Genomic DNA, 17,464 nt, shown 5'->3' with positions numbered 1-17,464 from the left:
GTCGCTGGTCGCACAGCTCGATGAAATGTGCTCCCTTGAGCGCGGATTCGCTGAACAGCACGCCATTGTTGGCGATGATGCCGACCGGATGGCCGTGCAGATGCGCGAACGCGGTGACCAGGGTGGTGCCGTAGTTGGCCTTGAATTCGGTGAATACGCCTGCGTCGACCAGGATCTCGATCACCGAGCGCACGTCGTAGGGGGTGCGCGGATCGGTGGGGACGACGTCGTAGATGTCGGTCCGCGGTCGTGTCGAGGGCCGGGCTGCGGTGAGCTCCCACTGCGCGGGGTCACGGGGACCGAGGGTCGCGACGATCTCGCGTACCTTCGCCAGGGCCTGCTCGTCATTGTCGACGAGGTGGTCGGTGACGCCGGAGACCGACGAGTGCATCGCCCCGCCGCCGAGATCCTCGGCCGACACGTCTTCTCCGGTGGCCGCTTTCACCAGCGGTGGGCCGGCCAGGAAGATGGTGCCCTGGTTGCGCACGATCACGGTTTCATCGCTCATCGCCGGTACGTAGGCGCCGCCGGCCGTCGACGAACCCAGGACCGCCGAGATCTGCGGGATACCCGCGGCACTCATGGTGGCCTGGTTGAAGAAGATGCGACCGAAGTGCTCGCGATCGGGGAACACCTCGTCCTGTTGCAGCAGCATCGCGCCACCGGAGTCGACGAGGTAGATGCATGGCAGGCGGTTGGCCGCGGCGATCTCCTGGGCGCGCAGGTGTTTCTTGACGGTCATCGGGTAGTACGTGCCGCCCGAGACCGTCGCGTCGTTGGCGATGATCATGCATTGGCGCCCGGCGATCCGCCCGACCCCGGCGACGACACCCGCCGAGGGGACCTTGCCCTCGTACATGGCGTGGGCGGCGAGCGGCGCCACCTCGAGGAAAGGCGAACCGACGTCGAGTAGTCCGTCGACGCGGTCGCGCGGGAGGAGTTTGCCGCGCGAGACATGGCGTTCGCGGGCCCGCTCGCCTCCGCCGCGCGCGGCCGTGGCGAGGGCCTGCCGCAGGGCGGCGACGTTGGCCAGGTGTTCATCGCGCGACGTGGACCGGTTCTGCGGCGCGGTCTGCGTCGGGCTGGTGACTGTGGAACCCACCGACCCACCTTTCAGTTAGTGGTGATTAACTGAACTCACTGTAACGCACCCGCCTGCGCGGTGTCACGCAGATGTCATTGTCCCAGCCGACGTGACGACGATCACGATTTTTCGTATCGTGATGGTGAGCCCACCACCCACGGGCCAACCGCACCTGCGTCTCCCCACCCATGGGAGTCGCGCGCCACAACTACAGAAGGCCAGGTAGAACCCATGACCCTCGCCCCGCATGCCCCCGCGACCAGCGGACTCGAAGACCGCTACGTCCGCGAATCGGGCACCGTCTTCCTCGGCGGCATTGCCGCCCTCGTCCGCATGGTGCGCGATCGAGCGCTCGTCGATCGCCGCATGAATCAGCGCACCGCGTCCTTCATCTCCGGATACGAGGGCTCTCCTCTCGCCGGTTACGATCTCGAACTCGCCAAGCGTCGTGCACTGCTCGAGCCCCTCGACATCGTTCATCGCCCCGGTCTCAACGAGGAGCTCGCCGCGACCTCGGTGATGGGGTCGCAGGTCGCCGCTCAGGTGACCGGGCTGGCTCCCGACAACGCCGGTAAGCCACGCTCGGGTGTGGTCGGCTACTGGTACGGCAAGGCTCCGGGTCTCGATCGCGCCTCCGACGCACTGCGGCACGCCAACATCATCGGCACCCACCCCGACGGCGGCGCGGTCGCCCTCGTCGGCGACGATCCCGGCGCGAAGAGTTCGACCGTGCCGTGCGCCTCGGAAATGGCACTGGCCGACCTCTACATCCCGATCCTGTACCCGGCCGACTCCCAGGACATCCTCGACCTCGGTGTCCACGCCGCCCACCTGAGCCGTGTCAGCGGACTGTGGACGTCGCTGAAGATCTCCGCACACGTCGCCGACGGCGCCTCGACGGTGCAGCTCGACCCCACCCGCATCACCCCCGAATACGGCGGCCTCGGACGCAGCCCGCACGTTCCCTCGGGGCGTCTTCTCGGCGCGAATCTGATGGAGCTGGAACAGAATCAGCTCACCATCCGGATGCCTCGGGCCCATGAGTACGCCCGCCTCAACGGCCTGAATCGGATCACAGTGCGCTCGAGTGACGATCGCATCGGCATCGTCGCCGCGGGCAAGACCTACCTCGACGTGCGCGAGGCCCTGCATCTGATGGGGCTGACCGAGGCGGATCTCAATCGCCTCGGAATCCGAATCCTCAAGCTGGGCATGGTGTACCCGCTCGAGCAGGAGATCTTGCGGCGTTTCATCACCGACACGGCGTCGGGACGTCTCGACGAGGTGATCGTCGTCGAGGAGAAGCGCGACTTCATCGAAACGATGATGCGCGACATCCTGTTCCGCGACCCCATCGCCCCGCACATCGTCGGCAAAGTCAACGAGGACGGGTCCACACTGTTCTCGCGCTTCGGCGAACTCGACGTCGACGCGGTCACCCGGGGTCTGGCCATGCGGTTGGCGCGACACCATCACGTCGACGCCGCGATCGACTGGCTCGACCACAGCAGCCGTCGGCGCACGCGGATCGAACTGCCGCTGGCCGTGCGCACCCCGTACTTCTGTTCCGGATGCCCCCACAATAGTTCGACGCACGTGGCCGAGAACACCCTCGTCGGTGCCGGAATCGGTTGCCACGCCATGGTTCTGCTGATGGACCCCCACCAGGTCGGCGACGTCGCCGGGGTCACCCAGATGGGCGGCGAGGGCGCGCAATGGCTGGGCATGGCGCCGTTCGTCGAGGCCGATCATTTCGTGCAGAACATCGGCGACGGCACCTTCACCCATTCGGGATCACTGGCCATCCGCGCGGCGGTGGCAGCGGGCGCGAACATCACCTACAAGTTGCTCTACAACGGTACGGTCGCCATGACCGGCGGCCAGGATCCCGTCGGTGGCTTCAGCCTGGCCGAGATCACGAATCTGCTTCTCGCCGAGGACGTCGGACGTATCGTCATCACCTCCGACGACCCGTCGCGCACCAAGGCAAACGCCTTGCCGTCCGGGGTGAGCGTGCGTGATCGCTCCGAACTCGCCGACGTCCAGCGCGAACTGGCGGCCGTCGAGGGTGTGACCGTCCTGATCCACGATCAGGCGTGCGCAGCGGAGAAGCGCCGCAAGCGCAAGCGCGGCACCCTGGACACCCCGACCACTCGGGTGATGATCAACGAGCGCATCTGCGAGGGCTGCGGCGACTGTGGCGAGAAGTCCAATTGTCTCTCGGTGCATCCTGTTCCGACGGAGTTCGGGCGCAAGACCCGCATCGATCAGAGTTCGTGCAACCTCGACTACTCGTGCCTGAAGGGCGATTGCCCATCGTTCGTCACCGTCACCCCCGGAACCAACAACCGAACACAGAACGCGACGGCCGCCGAACTCGCCGCCGACTCCTTGCCGCGGCCGACGGTCACGCGAGCACTCACGGGTCCGGGCACCGATGTGGCGACGCTGCGGATCACGGGCATCGGTGGTACCGGCGTGGTCACCATCTCCCAGATCCTGGCGACCGCAGCCACTCTCGACGGCCACGCCGCGCGCACCGTCGACATGACGGGGCTGGCCCAGAAGGGCGGTGCGGTGGTCAGCGACGTGAAGATCTCCAACCGGCCGATCGAGCTGGCCGCCAAGGTGGCCTCCGGGACGTGCGACCTGTACCTCGCGTGCGATTCCCTGGTCGCCGCCGACGCGGTCAACCTCAAGGTCACCGCCCCGGACCGGACCACCGCCGTGGTATCGACCACGCGTATCCCGACCGGTTCGATGGTCGTGGACACCTCGGTCGGATTCCCCTCAGACGCACAGATCCACGACGTGATCGACTCGCGGGTGGCACGCACGGTCTACCTCGATCCGGGAGCGCTCTCGACAGAGCTGTTCGGTCACGAGCAGTACGCCAACATGCTCGCCGTGGGCGCCGCCTATCAGGCCGGCGCGCTGCCGATCAGCGCCGAATCCGTGGAGCGCGCAATCGGTCTCAACGGCGTCGCCGTGGCGGCCAACACCCAGGCCTTCCGCCGGGGCGTCAGGTCGTGGCCGAACCGGATGCCGTGCGCGCCGAGATCGCACGGCTGCATCCGGTGGTGACCGCACCCGAGCCGAGCGAGTGGGCGCAGTCGCAGGTAGCCGCTCTCGGCAGCATCGACGACGAGTTGGCACACACCATCGCGGTGCGCGTCGATGATCTCGTCGGTTACGCCGACGAGCGTTACGCCCGTGAGTATCTCGACGCCGTCGCACGAGTACATCGCAGCAGCGCGGGCGACGAGCTGACCGACGCGGTGGCTCGCAATCTGTACAAACTCATGGCCTACAAGGACGAGTACGAGGTGGCTCGGCTCACCGCCGACCCGACGTTCGCCGCGCAGGTCGCCGACCAGTACGGCGCCGACGCGAAAGTCGCGGTGCGTCTGCACCCGCCGACCCTGCGGGCCATAGGCATGAAGGAGAAGATGTCGCTCGGCGCGTGGGCCAAGCCCGGCCTCGGCACCTTGGCGAAGATGAAGCGGCTGCGCGGCACCCGCCTCGATCCCTTCGGCTACAACGCGATCCGCCGGACCGAACGCGCCCTCATCGGCGAGTATCGTTCACTGGTCGATTCGATCGTCGCCGCCTGGGAGTCGGGTTCGGTGACACCGCAACAGTATTCGTCGATCGTCGAGCTTGCGGCCCTGCCGGACATGGTTCGCGGCTACGAAGGCATCAAGATGGCCAACGTCGCGCGCTATCGCGAGACCGTTGCCCAGATGCGTTCCACCCTCGGACTGTAACCACCACATCCACCACGGGCGCCCCTCGCTGCTGCGAGGGGCGCCCGTGTCGTCCGCGCCCCTCCTCATCGATAATCGAGACCCTCCCCCGATGGTCGAATAACCCCCTCTACTCGATAGCCGAAAACTCCCCCCATGGTCGACCAACCCACCCGGCCCGATAGCCGAGGACCCTTCCCCCGATGGACGAACAACCCACCCCGCCCGATAGCCGAGGATCCTTCTCCCCGATGGACGAACAACCCACCCCGCCCGATAGCCGAGGATCCTTCTCCCCGATGGACGAACAACCCACCCCGCCCGATAGCCGAGGACCTTTCTCCCCGATGGTCGAGGTGCGAGCCGCGTGCGGCGAGCCTCGAGACCCGGCGAGACAACAAGCCTCCCAACCACATCCACCGTCTCAGACGCCGCCCGCGAGCCGAACTCGCAGACGCCCCCGCTGCACCAGCCGCGTCCGCAAAGTGAAGCCGCGAACTCATCACTCCGACGGCCGGGACTCTTCCCTCGATGGTCGAGGTGAACGGCGCCCCAGGCGCCGGGCCTCGAGACCCGGCGAGACAACCAGCCTCCCAACCACATCGAACGCGTGGCAAACGAAAACCGCACCGCTACCACACCCCACCGACAGAAAATCGGCGCCGAAACATGTTGTCCACAACCAGAATTGATCGAAAATGCCCCTTGCATCGAACATGCTTGGCACTTCTGACCCTGAAGTGGGTTATCCACAGCGCGCCTATTAGGCGCAACGCCTTCTCTCACATAGGTTTTGAGTTGCGAAGATCAATACCTAGAGGAGTCGGCGTTGCGCACTGTGAGTGTACTGAAGAAGGTCGTGGGATTGGAGAAATCCCGCGTGATCGGTGTTCGTTTCGATGACGATGAGGACGGCGAGTTCCTCGTGGTCACGCTGCAGTTGCACAAACGGTCCGCTGGGCGGTGTCCGCATTGCGAGAAGCGTTGCGCCCGTTATGACCAGCGCAGTGCGAATCGCCGGTGGCGACACCTCGACCTGGGAGGGTGGCGGTGCGTCGTCGAGATGGCCTGCGTGCGGGTGTCGTGCCCGACGCATGGCGTGGTGACCGAATCGGTGCCGTGGGCGCGAGCTGGGGCGCGGATGACGAGAGCCTTCGACGATCAGGTGGCGTGGCTGGCCGCGCACTGTCCGATGACCTCGGTGCAGGAGATGATGCGCGTGTCGTGGGCGACGGTCTCGCGGATCGTCGATCGTGTCGTCGCCGATCACGTCGGCGAGACTGATCGGTTGAATGGGTTGCGGCGCATCGGTATCGATGAGATTGCCTATCGCAAGGGTAGGCGCTATCTGCTCGTTGTGGTTGATCACGACACCGGCCGGTTGGTGTGGGCCGGCGAGGATGCCACCAAGGACACCTTGAACCGGTTCTTCGATGACCTCGGGCCGCGACGGACCCGGATGCTCACGCATGTCACTGCCGACGGGGCTGAGTTTATCGCGACCGTGTTGGCCGAACGAGCACCCGACGTGTACGTGTGCATGGATCCGTTTCATGTGCTGCAGTGGGTTTCTCAAGCCCTCGACCGGTGTCGGTCGCGAGTGCTGAGCGGGATTGACGGCCTCTCGCAGAACGATCGGCGGCGTCTGCGCTGGGCGTTACTGAAGAATCCAGAGGATCTGACCGACGAACAAGAACATGCTCGACAGGGTGTCATCAACGCCGCCAACGATGTGTTGGCACGGGCCTATCAGCTCAAAGAGCTGCTCCGCCAAGTTCTTACCAGGAAGTTCGGCCACACCTGGCGCCAGCTGCAACGCTGGCTCAGTACCGCCGAGAACAGCGGTATCAGCGAGATGCAGACGGTCGCTCGGTCGGTCCGCTCACGCGAGATACAGATCTACAACGCGGTCACCTGCAACATGTCCAACGGTCGTGTGGAAGCCACCAACACTCACCTGCGCGCATTAACCAAGCGGTCCTACGGCTTTCACAGTCCACAAGCATTGATCGCCATGGCAACCCTGACCCGCGGGGGAGCGTGTCCCGCTCTGCCGCAGCGGAAATGACCCACTTTTACGTGAGGAGCGCCACATGCTTACGTGTAGACTGGACCCATCACACCGATCAGCCACCGGGGGAGGGGCCCATGATCGACACCACCACAACTCTTGACGTCAAAGATATTGACGCCGAGGCAGTCTTCGCCGCCATCGTCACCCAACTCAGCGACCTGCAATGGAATCCGGAGATGACCGGGCCACAAGCCTTCGGCGCGATGAAACAAGTCCTGTTGTTGCGGAACCTGATCGATCATCACGCCACCACCCTCACCGGCGAGATGGATCGCCTGGGAGTGGGCGATCACGAGACCACCCGGCTACGAGAGTTGTTGATCAGCATGGGTTTCGCACCCGCCATCGCAGGTCGGTATGTGCGGATCTCGGCCACCACCGATGTCGACCTGCTACTGGCGCATGCCGCGGACGGGTCCATCTCGTCCGAACACACCGACGCCATCATCCGCGGATTGGCGCACATCGACACCCGGTCCCCGAACCCCTCGACACCGTGCAACGGTGCGAGTTCCTGCGGAGACTGCTGTCGCATTACTTTGCGGGTTTCACCAGCATCGACCCGAAACGCCGGCCGGTGCCGTCGTATCACCGCCGGACCATGCGACTCGACGACACCGCAGCCTGACCTGCGCTGTCCCACTACCTGATTCCCCGCACCCGACCCGGCCGGGACCGCATCTGTTGTTTGAGAACTCCATAGAGAAATACCCCATCCCGATGGTCGAGGTGTTCGTGTGCCCGTGGCCCGGAATCCTGTCGGCACAACAGGTCTCGAGGCTCGTCGCTGGCGCTCCTCGGCACCTCGACCACCGGGCGGGAAGGGCCCGTCCATCGGGTAGGGCGGACACCGGGTGGGAAGGGCGTCAGCATCCGATCGTCAGGCGGGAAAGACGCGAGCATCCTTCGATGGCCTGCGTCATCCCCCGCTGGTCGAGGTGCGAGCCGCGTGCGGCGAGCCTCGAGACCGACTGCACCGGAGCTGGATTCGGTCCACGGTGGCCCGGAACCCGGGTTCAGGTCACCGTGAACCACCCCGGGCTTCGTGCCGCTTCGCTAGTGGGCTACCGGGTGGTAGCTAGTGCAGGATCGGACCGAACCAGTCCATCATCGCCTTCTTGACTTCCGGCGGACACGGCGCGGCCGCGTGCACCGCGTGCGTCAGGCTCGACACGTCGTAGCGTTCCCGCACCTCGGCCGGCAACCGCAACATGCGCACGAAATGCGTGGGCACCCACTGGGTGTGGGTGACCCGATACCGCTCGATGAGCTCGAGGCACTGCTGCGCGTCGAACTTCTTGACGGTGATCACGGTGCCACCGAGGCTCTGTGTGATCATCCCGAAACGCAGCGGCGCTGCGTGATACAGGGGTGCCGGTGAGAAGTACACGGTGTCCTGGCCCATCTGATAGGTGCCACCGAACACCATCACATAGGGGTCACCCGGATCGCCGACCTCCCGCTCGGGCAACGGCGGCTTGACCCCCTTGGGCCGTCCCGTCGTCCCCGAGCTGTAAAGCATGTCGTTGCCGCGCCGCTGATGGTCGGGCGCCTCGGGCGACCCGCTCGCCACGAACTCCGCGTAATCGCCGAATCCCTCGATCGACTCGCCACGTTCACCGTCGCCGACTCGCGGATCGAAGGACAGTGCGATCTCGAGGCTCGCGCACTCGGCCCGGGCCGCCGTAGCCGCCTCGGCGAGATCCGCCGACGCGACGAGCGCACGCGCACCGCAGTCGTTGACGATGTAGGCGATCTCGCCGGGCGACAGATGCGTATTCACCGGCGTGAGATACAGCCCGCTACGCAGGCAGGCCCAGTACACGACGAACACCTCGACGGCATTGGTGCTCAGCAACGCGACCACGTCACCGTCGACGAAACCGGCGGCGCGCAGCGCGTTGGCCAATTGCGTCGATTGACGCTCGAGTTGGGCGTAGGTGAGAATGTCGCCGGTGTCACCGACGATGATCGCCGGCTTATCGGGAGTACGCGCCGCGTGGATTGCTGGATACATGTTTTCCTTCTGTCGTGAACGGGTTATGTGATTGACAACACACGTTGGTAGAGTCTTGTAGATGCACCACATCGTCAGAGCGAAGGCTCTCGGTGGTGTCGAGGTTCTCGGCGGTTGTCACTGCGGTGTCACTCATGAGACGAACTCCATATTCGAGACCAGCCACTTTCCGTCCTGGTTGGTCAGATCGACTTTCATCCGGTAGACGCGTTGCTGGCCTTGCGGCGCCTCCGAGTTCTTCACCGTCGAGGTGACCGCGGCGATCGCCGTCGCGTGTTGGTCATCGGCATTGATGAGCGCCACCGACGTCGCGGCGCCGGTCGAATCGACCTGTCCCTGCTTGAGAACTGCCGCGAAACTTCCTGTGGTGTCCGCGAATTGGTTGCGGAAGTCTCCGGTGGTGCCGGCCTGGATGCGACGCACGTCCGCATCGGCGCTGGAGTAGCGCAGCGTCACCAGGTTGGCCACCATCTGGCGGGTGGTCGCAAGGATGAGATCATCGCGCTGGGCAACCGCGGCGACGTCGCGGTGTTGGTGGTAGAGCAGGCCTGCCCAGGTGCCACCGCCGATGGCGAGGACCAGGCACACCGCCATCACCGCGGCCCACGCCTTGCGACGACGAGTCGGCACGGCCGGCGGCGCCTGGGCCTCCACCTCGAGGTCGTCGTCCTCGGGATCGATGTCGGTGCGCGGCGTCGTCACTGCGGAAACAGCTGTTGCCATGTTGTCTTCTCCTTCGGTGTCGGGCCGGCCGGACTGAGTAATGAGCCGAGCGAGTAGTACGCGCCGGTGGGCGCCCGGAACCTACCGGTTCGGGGGTCGTACGGAACGGCCTGGGCCGCATCGTCATCCGCCGGGCCGCCACCGACCGTCGGCGGCGGCTGATAGGGCGCGTTGGGCCTGCTGAGCATCTGCGGCCACGTCGACGGCAGCCCCTCGGGGCAGCGCGCCACCTCCGCGGTCCGCACCGACGGATCGGTCGCACACGGCACGTTGCGGGCTCCGCGCGTCACACGCGGATCGGCTTTGGGCAGGTTGCAATAGTAGGTGTCGGTGACCGGAACCGGCGACAGATCACCGGGATTGCGGCGTTGCGTACCGTACCCGCTGGTGCAGGGCGGCGGATTGTTGGTGTTGCCCAGCTTGAGGTCGAGCTCACCCTGTCCCGACTCGCGGTCGGCGGGGTCCTGGAAACCCTGTTCCATGGTGTTGACCGCGGTCGCGATCGCCGGATACACGACGAGGATGTGCCGGATACCCGGAACGTTGACGCGCAGCACCTCACCCACGGTTTGCAGGTTGGCCAACAGGATGGGCAGCGGTGTGGTGAGATCACCCAACAGCCCGGTCGCCGAGTCGATCGCCGCCGGACCGGTATCCAGGGTCGTCCGAATATCGTTGTCGCTCATGGCGAGTTGACCGGTGAACGACGCGAGGTCGGTGGCGAACGAGGAGATGTCGGGCCCCGAGCGCACCACCGTCGTCAGCAGCGGGTCGGTGTCGACGAGCAACTGGGTGGTCTGGTCCAGGCTCTGCGAGGCCAGCCCCACCAGTTCGCTGGATGCGGTCAGCGCACTGTTGAGGTCGGGTCCGATGTCGCGCAGCGCGGTCGAGGCCTCGTCGAGGGTGGTGTGCAGGTCGGACTTGGGGACCTTCGCCAGCAACTGCTGCACCTTGTTGATGACATCGGTCGCCGGAATCGGGATGTTGGTGCGACTCTGCGGGATTCGCGATCCGTCCGCCAAGTTCCCGGAACCGTCACCGGAGGGTGGGCACCAGGTCGATGAACTGCACACCGGCCGCCGACACGCTGCGCACGTAGGCTTCGGAGTCCGACGGGATGTGGAAGTCGGACTTCACCTGCAGGCGCGCCTGCGCACCGTTGTCGGCGGGATCGACTGCGGTGACCACCCCGACGTCGACACCGTTGTAGGTGACCAGCGCGTTGGGGTACAGGCCGCCTGCATCGGTGAGATCGGCGGTCACCGTATAGGTGCCGATCCCGGTGTAGCGCTGAAAGCCGGCATAGGCATAGGCGCCGTAGCCGACGGCGAGGACCGAGATCACGGCGAAGATGATCAGTTGGACGCGTACCAGTTTCGATCTCATCGGGTCGTCCGTCCTGCGGTCAGCGGGGCCAGCATCGGATCAGCCGAGCCACGAGCGGTCTGGGTCTGATTCCCCTGCGTCCTCGGCGCCGGATTCCTCGGCTGCCGCGTGAGGCTGGGCAGCACCACGTTGGCCAGTTTGCCGGGACTGATGTCCAGTGTCAGGAACAGATTCAGATAGTCGCCCTTGATTCCCCGGTCGGTCGCCATCACCGGGAACGGAAGGGTCAACGCGATCTTGAGCGCCTCGGTGAGGTTGTCGCCCGCCTTGGCCAGCCCGTCGAGCGTGGGAGCCAGATTCTGCAGGTCACTCACCAGGTTCTCATGGCTGTTGTCGAGTACCGAGGTCGCCACCTGTCCGAACCGGCCGACCGAGTCGAGCATCGAGACCAGTTGCTTCTCTTGGTCGTTCACGACGTCGATGGCGGGCTGCAGTGCGTCGATCCCCGCGCCGATCACCTCCTTCTGCCGATCGAGTTCGGTGCTGAGCCGGCCCATCGCGTCGATGACGTTGCCGATCTGGTCGCGCTGGCTGTTGAGCGTGTCCACCAGCGGTTGCAGGCGGTCGATGACCTGACGCGCGTTCTCCTGCCGGCCGGCCAGCACCTGGTCTACCTCGGTGCTGATCGTGCGGACCTGTTGCAGGGCAGAGCCGTTGAGTACCAACGACAATGACGACAGCACGTCCTCCACCGCGGGGTACCCGTCACTGCGGTTCAGGCCCAGGTGGGCGCCGTTGCCGAGTCGCCCCTCGGTTGCTGCCCGTCGGGCACGTGCAGCTCGATGTACTGCGAACCGAACAGACTGGTCTGGGCGAGGGTGGCGTTGACGTTGCCCGGCAGATCGGTGTCGGAGTCGATGTCGAGCACGGCCTGGGCGTGCCAGCCGTCGGTGACGATCTTGCGGATGTTGCCGACCGTGACGTTCTCGGACTTCACCGGTGAGTTGCCCACCAGGTTCTGGGCGTCGGCGAGATCGACGGTGATCTGATAGGTCGAACCCGATGCGGTGTTGCCCGGCAACGGGATCGAGTTGACACCGTCGAAGGTGCACGCACTGGTGCCCACGGCCGCCGCGACGATGAGACCGAGCGCCGAGACACGCGCACCACGTGAGAGACGAACGGATCGTGCGGATCTCATCAGCGTCCTCCCGGCCGTGTCGAGGTGGGTGCCGACGTCGGAGCAGCCGGCGTGGTCGAGGCCGACGGGTTGACGCCGGCCCGGGCCGCCGCGGTCGCCGCATTCTGGCGGATCTGCGTCAGCGTCGAGGCACACTGGCCCTCCGGTGCGTTGACCGTCGCCACCAGCGCGCAGATCAACGACTGCGGGTCGGGGATGTCCGGGATGCCGAGCGCACCGGTCAGTGAATTGCCCACCGGGTCATAGATGTTGTAGAAGTCCGACACCGCGGTCGGAGCCACGTGCAGGATGTCGGCGAGGGTGTCGACGCGGTCGACGAGCAGGCCGGTGATGTCGTTGGCCTTGCCGACGTCACGCACGAGTGCCTCGCGGTTGGTGTCGACGAAGTTCTTGATCACGTCGAAGGCCGAGGCCAGACTCGCGAGCAGTTGATCGGTTTCGGTGCGGTTGTCGGCGAGCACCCCGGAGAACGTCGCGAGCTGATCGGAGAAGGTGCGGATCTGGTTGTCCGCCGCCGACATCGCCGAGACGAACTGCTGCAGGTTGCGCACCGTCGCGAACAGGTCGGTACCACCGCGATCGAGGGTGCCCGACGCACCGGAGAGTTGCACGAGCGCCTGCCGCAGCACCTGACCGTTGCCGTTGACGGTGCGCGCGGTGGTGGTGAGGAATCGGTTCAGCGAGCCCTGCTCGTCCGCCGAGGTCGGCCCGAGGTCATCGGTCAGCCGCACCAACTGCTGTTTGACCTCGTCGAATTCGACGGGGGTTGCGGTGCGGTCGATGGGGATCTCCGATCCGTCGGCCAGGGTGTCGCCGCCGGTGTAGGGCGGGACGAGCTGCACGTACCGCCCGGTCACGAGTGTCGGCGCGATGATCGCGGCCTTGGCGTCCTTCGGGATCGGCTGACCGTCGACGGTCAGCGCCACCTGAACCCCGTTCGGGCCGGGGGTGATCGCATCCACCTTGCCCACCGGCACGCCGAGCACCATCACCTCATCACCGACGTAGAGGCCCGCGGAGTTGCGGAACATGACGGTCAGTGACGTCGACCCCGAGCGGTCCACGTAGTAGGCGGTCGCGCCGATGATCGCGGCGACGGCGAGCACGCACACCGTGATCTTGCCGGGTGTCGAACTCCCCGAACTCGTGGCGCGGGTCTTGCGGTAGTTGCTGAACTTCGGGAACAGCCCGCCACTTCGGGCGCGGCGTCGCGGCACTGAAGCGCTGCTGTCGTCGCGGGTCATCGCGGTGCTCCTGTCGTCGCGGGGAGGGGAACCGTGGCGGGTGCGATGTTCTGCAGCAACACCCCGAAGAACGGTCCGGAACCGACCGCCTCACCGAGCTGGTAGGTGAAGGTCTTGAGTCCGGTGATCGACTGATCGATGTTCGAACGGTTCTTGTTCAGCAGGTCGAGCACCGAATTGAGCTGATCGAGAGCGGGTTTGAGGGTTGTCTGGTTGTCGTTGGCGATACCCTTGAGCCCGTCGGCGACCTGCCGTGCCTGCACGAGGATCGCGTGGATGTCCTCCGAGCGCCGGTTGAGCGCGGTGAACAGAGTCGTCCCCTGCCCGAACAGCGCGGCCAGTTCCTGATTGCGCTGCGCGAGCACCTTGCTGGTCGTGTCGGAGTTGCTCAGCAGCGTGCGCAGCTGGCTGTCGCGGGAGGCGATGGTCTCCGAGAGTCGCGACAGTCCGCTCAGTGAGGACTTCAGATCCGGCGGCAACGCCGCCTCGACATCGGTGAGCTGGTTCAATGCCGTGGACAGGTCCACCGTGTCGGTCGCCGACACCTTGCCGGTGACCTCCTCCAGGCTGCGGGTGATGTCATAGCCCGATGTCGTGCGCGCCACCGGAATGGTGGCACCCTTGCCGAGGGATCCTGTTCCACGTGGGGTGATCTCGATGCAACGCTGCCCCAACACGGTTCGGACCTTGATGGCCGCGGTCGAGTCGTCGCCGAGCCGCTGATCGGAGGTGTCGACGGAGGCATCGACGACCACCTTCGCGCCGTCGAGGGAGATCTTGTCGACCTTGCCCACCTCGACGCCGGCCACCAGCACCGGATCGCCCTCGTGCAGTCCGCTGGCGTCGGCGAATTCGATGTGCATGGTGTGACCGCTGTTGATCACCGGCAGCGACCGGAAGTTGAACGCCAGCACCAGCACCACGATGATCGCGACGGTCCCGACGATACCCATGGTGAGCGTATTGCGTTCCAGCATGGACTTGTTCAGATCGATCACGGCTGGCACCTCGCGGTGGGAGCGGTGAACATCGGTGTGCGATCACGCGCGCCGGGCCCGTACTTGATGGCCAGCCCGCAGACGAAGAAGTTGACGAAGCTGCCGTAGCCCGACGCACGCCCGATCAGTCGGTAGGTTTCGGGGAGTCGATTCAAGATCACATCCAGTGTGGTCGTGTTGCGTTGGAGGTTGCCGGTCAGTTGTTGCAGCCCGGTGACCGAGCCGGCCAGAGCGGGCCGGGCATCGGTGACGATGCCGCCCAAAGCTCCGGTGAGTCCGTTGATCTGGGTCAACGACGAGCTGATGCGACCGCTGTCGGCGGACAGATCACGTACGAGCGTGGTCAGTCCGGTGATGAGTCCGTCGAACTGGTCGGCGCGCGCGTTGATGACCTGCAGGACATTGGAGAAGTTGTTGATGATCTCACCGATCACCTGATCGCGGTCGGCCAACGAGTTCGTCAGGGTGCCCATCTGCTCGACGAGATCGGAGACCGCGGCCTCCTGGCCATTGAGCACCTGCACCAGCGACGCCGAGATCCGGTTGGCCTGATCGGGATTGAGGCCCTGGAGCAGTGGCCGGAAGCCGTTGACGACCTGATCCATGTCGAGTGCGGGGGTCGTCTGGGTTTCCGGGATGGTGCCACCCGCCGGCAGTTGGCCCATCTCGCCGGGACCGTCGAGGAGTTCGACGAACCGGTCGCCGATGAGATTCTTGTACCGGATCACCGCCCGGGTCCCGTCCATGAGCGTGTTGGTGGTGCGCACGTCGAAGTCGACGACGGCATGCCCGTCACCGTCGAGATGGACACCGGTGACCGACCCGACGGGCACGCCCGCGATGCGCACCTCGGAACCGTTCTCGACGCCGGTGGCCGAGCTGAACACGGCGCTGTAGCCGGTGCTCGGCCCGAATCGCAGGTTGCCGGCGGTGACCGCGACGAACGCACCGGCGAGGGTGGTGATCGCCACGAACGCGACGAGTTTGAGTACCACTGCCGTCGTCTTCATCAGTGGCCTCCGAACAGCAACGTGGCCAACGGGTTTCCGATCAGATCACCGGCATCGTTGATCGGCCGGTAGGCGTCGGAGCCGTCGGGGAAGTCGACGTGACCCACGCGTCCCCCTCGTGGTTCGTAACAACTCGGGCCCACGCCGGACAGGCCGACCTTCGGCAGATTCTCCGGATAGGTGTAGGGCGGGTTGCCGGCGAGGATGGTGCCGACGACGTTGAGGCCCGGTAATGCGCTGCCGCCGTTGGTGAGCTCGAGAGTGCGCGACGTCTGGGCGAGGTTGTTCAGGAAGCATGGCAGGATGCCGGAGAACTGCCCGAGCACTGCCAGCGTCGGATTCAGCGAGGCCACCGACTCCTGGAGCGGGCGTCCGCCTGCCACAAACAGGTCCCGACCCGTGTTGCCCAGGTTGGAGAAGCTCAGCAGGAAAGCGGCGAACTGCTGTTGTTTGTCGGTCAAGGTGTGTGCCGTCGTGGTCAGGTTGCGCACCGTCGTCAACAGGTCCGGGGCGGCATCGGCCAGGGTCTGCACCGCCGGGGTGCCGATCCGGATGTCGCGGCGCAACAACGGGAGGTACGGATTGAACGTGCCGAGATAGGTGTTGAGCTGATCGATGAGCCGACCGGTCTCGTCACCTGCTCCGTTCACGGCGAGCGCGAGTGCGTTGAGGGTGTCGGACACCTTGCGCGGATCGACTTCGTCGACGACCTGGACCAACGACTTCAGCAGATCGTTGACCTCCGTCGAGTTCTGGGTGAAGTCGATGACCGAGCCCCCGATCAACCGCGACCGTTCGGGGAACTGCGGGCGCTCCAGGGTGATGAACTTGCGGCCGAGCAGGGTGGTCGGATCGATTGCCGCGGACACATTCGATGGGATGTCGTCGACCCGGTCGGAGTCGATACTGATGTTGATTCGTGCCCGATCACGTTCGGCCACCACCGATTCCACGCGACCGACGACGACTCCGTTGAGCTTGACGTCGCAGCCGCGTTCGAGCATGAGGCCGGTGCGGTCGGCGTAGACGGTCACTGGAACCGTGTCGCGCAGATCGCCGCGATAGAGCGCCAGTGAGAGCACCACCGAGGCGGTGATGACGAGGATGAGCCCGATGCCGAGCAGGAGGTTGGCCATCCGGCCGAAGTCGCGGAAATGTCCCATCAGCCGGACACCTTCACCGCGCCGGACGGGCCGCCGTACACCGCGAGACCGACCAGCAGATCGATCAGCATGACCGCGATCAGCGAGGTACGCACCGCGCGACCGACGGCCACGCCGACCCCGGCCGGACCGCCGTGGGCGTTGTAGCCGTGATAGCAGTGCACGCACATCACCACGACGGCCATCAGGAGCACCTTGACCATCGACCACAGGACGTCCTTGGGCACCAGGAACACACTGAAGTAGTGCGAGTAGGTACCCGATGCCTGGCCGTACAGAACGATGGTGACGAATTGTGTTGCCGCGTAACCGACGAACAACGCGACCGCATACAGCGGCACGACGGCGATGACACCCGCGGTCAGCCGGGTGGCCACCAGATACGGAAGCGACGGGATCGACATCGTCTCAAGGGCGTCGATCTCCTCGCTGACGCGCATGGCCCCGAGCTGGGCGGTGAAGCCTGCGCCGACCGTTGCGGTCAGCGCGATCCCCGCGATTCCGGGGATCACCTCACGGGTGTTGAAGAACGCCGAGATGAAGCCGGCGAACGCGCCGAGACCGATGCGTCCCAATGACGTCGTACCCTGCTGTCCCACTTCGTATCCCACTGCGATCGACAGCATCGACACCACGACGACGGTACCGCCGATGACGGCAAGTGCACCGCTGCCCATGCTCACCTCGGCGAGGAGCCGCAGTACCTCGAGGCGGTAGCGGCGGATGGTGCGGGGCACCGTGGCGACCGTCTGGATGTAGAACGACACCTGTCGTCCCAGTCCCTCGAGGAAGCCCGACGGCGCCGAGGCAGCACGTTGCGCGACCCGGAGTACCCGGTTCGGTGGGATCTTGGTCGTGACAGTGGACATCGAAGCGGT

General features: G+C 65.5%; 13 protein-coding genes and 2 pseudogenes. 3 read left to right on the top strand and 12 right to left on the bottom strand.

Translation table 11 applies throughout. From position 1 onward, the window contains the following. Positions 1 to 1,033: acyl-CoA carboxylase subunit beta (locus tag GOPIP_RS16305; RefSeq protein ID WP_280110121.1), on the bottom strand; the 1,033-nt coding region annotated here is incomplete at its 3' end. 282 nt (positions 1,034 to 1,315) lie between these two features. On the opposite strand from GOPIP_RS16305, the pseudogene GOPIP_RS16300 reads away from it, so the two are divergent. The 3 genes and pseudogenes from GOPIP_RS16300 to GOPIP_RS16290 form a co-directional block, all read left to right on the top strand. Continuing rightward, a pseudogene (locus GOPIP_RS16300) lies at positions 1,316 to 4,851 on the top strand (indolepyruvate ferredoxin oxidoreductase family protein). A gap of 808 nt (positions 4,852 to 5,659) precedes the next feature. Next, positions 5,660 to 6,898 carry an ISL3 family transposase gene (locus tag GOPIP_RS28325; RefSeq protein ID WP_035728205.1) on the top strand — a complete coding sequence of 413 codons (1,239 nt, stop codon included), beginning with the start codon at positions 5,660 to 5,662 and terminating at the stop codon, positions 6,896 to 6,898. An 80-nt stretch (positions 6,899 to 6,978) separates the two neighbouring features. Then, positions 6,979 to 7,457 (top strand): annotated as a pseudogene (locus GOPIP_RS16290) (HNH endonuclease); the annotation flags it as partial. A 525-nt stretch (positions 7,458 to 7,982) separates the two neighbouring features. On the opposite strand, the gene GOPIP_RS16285 reads toward GOPIP_RS16290, so the two are convergent. From GOPIP_RS16285 to GOPIP_RS16245, 11 genes are all read right to left on the bottom strand, one after another. After that, positions 7,983 to 8,921, bottom strand: a complete 939-nt coding sequence (locus GOPIP_RS16285) for an AMP-binding protein (protein ID WP_006370821.1) — start codon at positions 8,919 to 8,921, stop codon at positions 7,983 to 7,985. A 132-nt stretch (positions 8,922 to 9,053) separates the two neighbouring features. Continuing rightward, a complete protein-coding gene (locus GOPIP_RS16280; protein ID WP_006370820.1) occupies positions 9,054 to 9,644 on the bottom strand; it encodes an Rv1363c family protein in 591 nt (196 codons plus the stop codon). Further along, complete coding sequence (locus GOPIP_RS16275; RefSeq protein WP_006370819.1) at positions 9,620 to 10,666, bottom strand: MCE family protein; 1,047 nt, start codon at positions 10,664 to 10,666, stop codon at positions 9,620 to 9,622. The genes GOPIP_RS16280 and GOPIP_RS16275 overlap by 25 nt, the downstream gene beginning before the upstream one ends. 13 nt (positions 10,667 to 10,679) lie before the next feature. Then, entirely contained in the window at positions 10,680 to 11,030 is a 351-nt protein-coding gene (locus GOPIP_RS29820) for an MlaD family protein (RefSeq protein WP_006370818.1), read from the bottom strand. Next, positions 11,027 to 11,713, bottom strand: coding sequence for an MCE family protein (locus GOPIP_RS29495; RefSeq protein ID WP_244421162.1), 687 nt, complete (start codon positions 11,711 to 11,713; stop codon positions 11,027 to 11,029). Before GOPIP_RS29495 ends, GOPIP_RS29820 begins: the two co-directional genes overlap by 4 nt. A 32-nt stretch (positions 11,714 to 11,745) precedes the next feature. Continuing rightward, entirely contained in the window at positions 11,746 to 12,171 is a 426-nt protein-coding gene (locus tag GOPIP_RS29490) for an MlaD family protein (RefSeq protein ID WP_006370816.1), read from the bottom strand. Beyond that, on the bottom strand, positions 12,171 to 13,415 hold the full coding sequence (locus GOPIP_RS16265; protein ID WP_006370815.1) for an MCE family protein: 1,245 nt from the start codon (positions 13,413 to 13,415) through the stop codon (positions 12,171 to 12,173). Before GOPIP_RS16265 ends, GOPIP_RS29490 begins: the two co-directional genes overlap by 1 nt. Then, a complete protein-coding gene (locus tag GOPIP_RS16260; RefSeq protein WP_006370814.1) occupies positions 13,412 to 14,413 on the bottom strand; it encodes an MCE family protein in 1,002 nt (333 codons plus the stop codon). Before GOPIP_RS16260 ends, GOPIP_RS16265 begins: the two co-directional genes overlap by 4 nt. Next, entirely contained in the window at positions 14,410 to 15,423 is a 1,014-nt protein-coding gene (locus tag GOPIP_RS16255; RefSeq protein WP_006370813.1) for an MCE family protein, read from the bottom strand. The genes GOPIP_RS16260 and GOPIP_RS16255 overlap by 4 nt, the downstream gene beginning before the upstream one ends. Further along, complete coding sequence (locus tag GOPIP_RS16250) at positions 15,423 to 16,586, bottom strand: MCE family protein (protein WP_006370812.1); 1,164 nt, start codon at positions 16,584 to 16,586, stop codon at positions 15,423 to 15,425. Before GOPIP_RS16250 ends, GOPIP_RS16255 begins: the two co-directional genes overlap by 1 nt. Further along, positions 16,586 to 17,455 (bottom strand): MlaE family ABC transporter permease, encoded by an 870-nt coding sequence (locus tag GOPIP_RS16245; RefSeq protein ID WP_006370811.1) that lies wholly within the window; start codon positions 17,453 to 17,455, stop codon positions 16,586 to 16,588. The genes GOPIP_RS16250 and GOPIP_RS16245 overlap by 1 nt, the downstream gene beginning before the upstream one ends. Between the last annotated feature and the right edge of the window lie 9 nt (positions 17,456 to 17,464).

The organism is Gordonia polyisoprenivorans NBRC 16320 = JCM 10675 (assembly GCF_000241325.1).
Lineage (GTDB): Bacteria > Actinomycetota > Actinomycetes > Mycobacteriales > Mycobacteriaceae > Gordonia > Gordonia polyisoprenivorans.
This window is presented reverse-complemented; position numbering and strand designations above follow the sequence as displayed.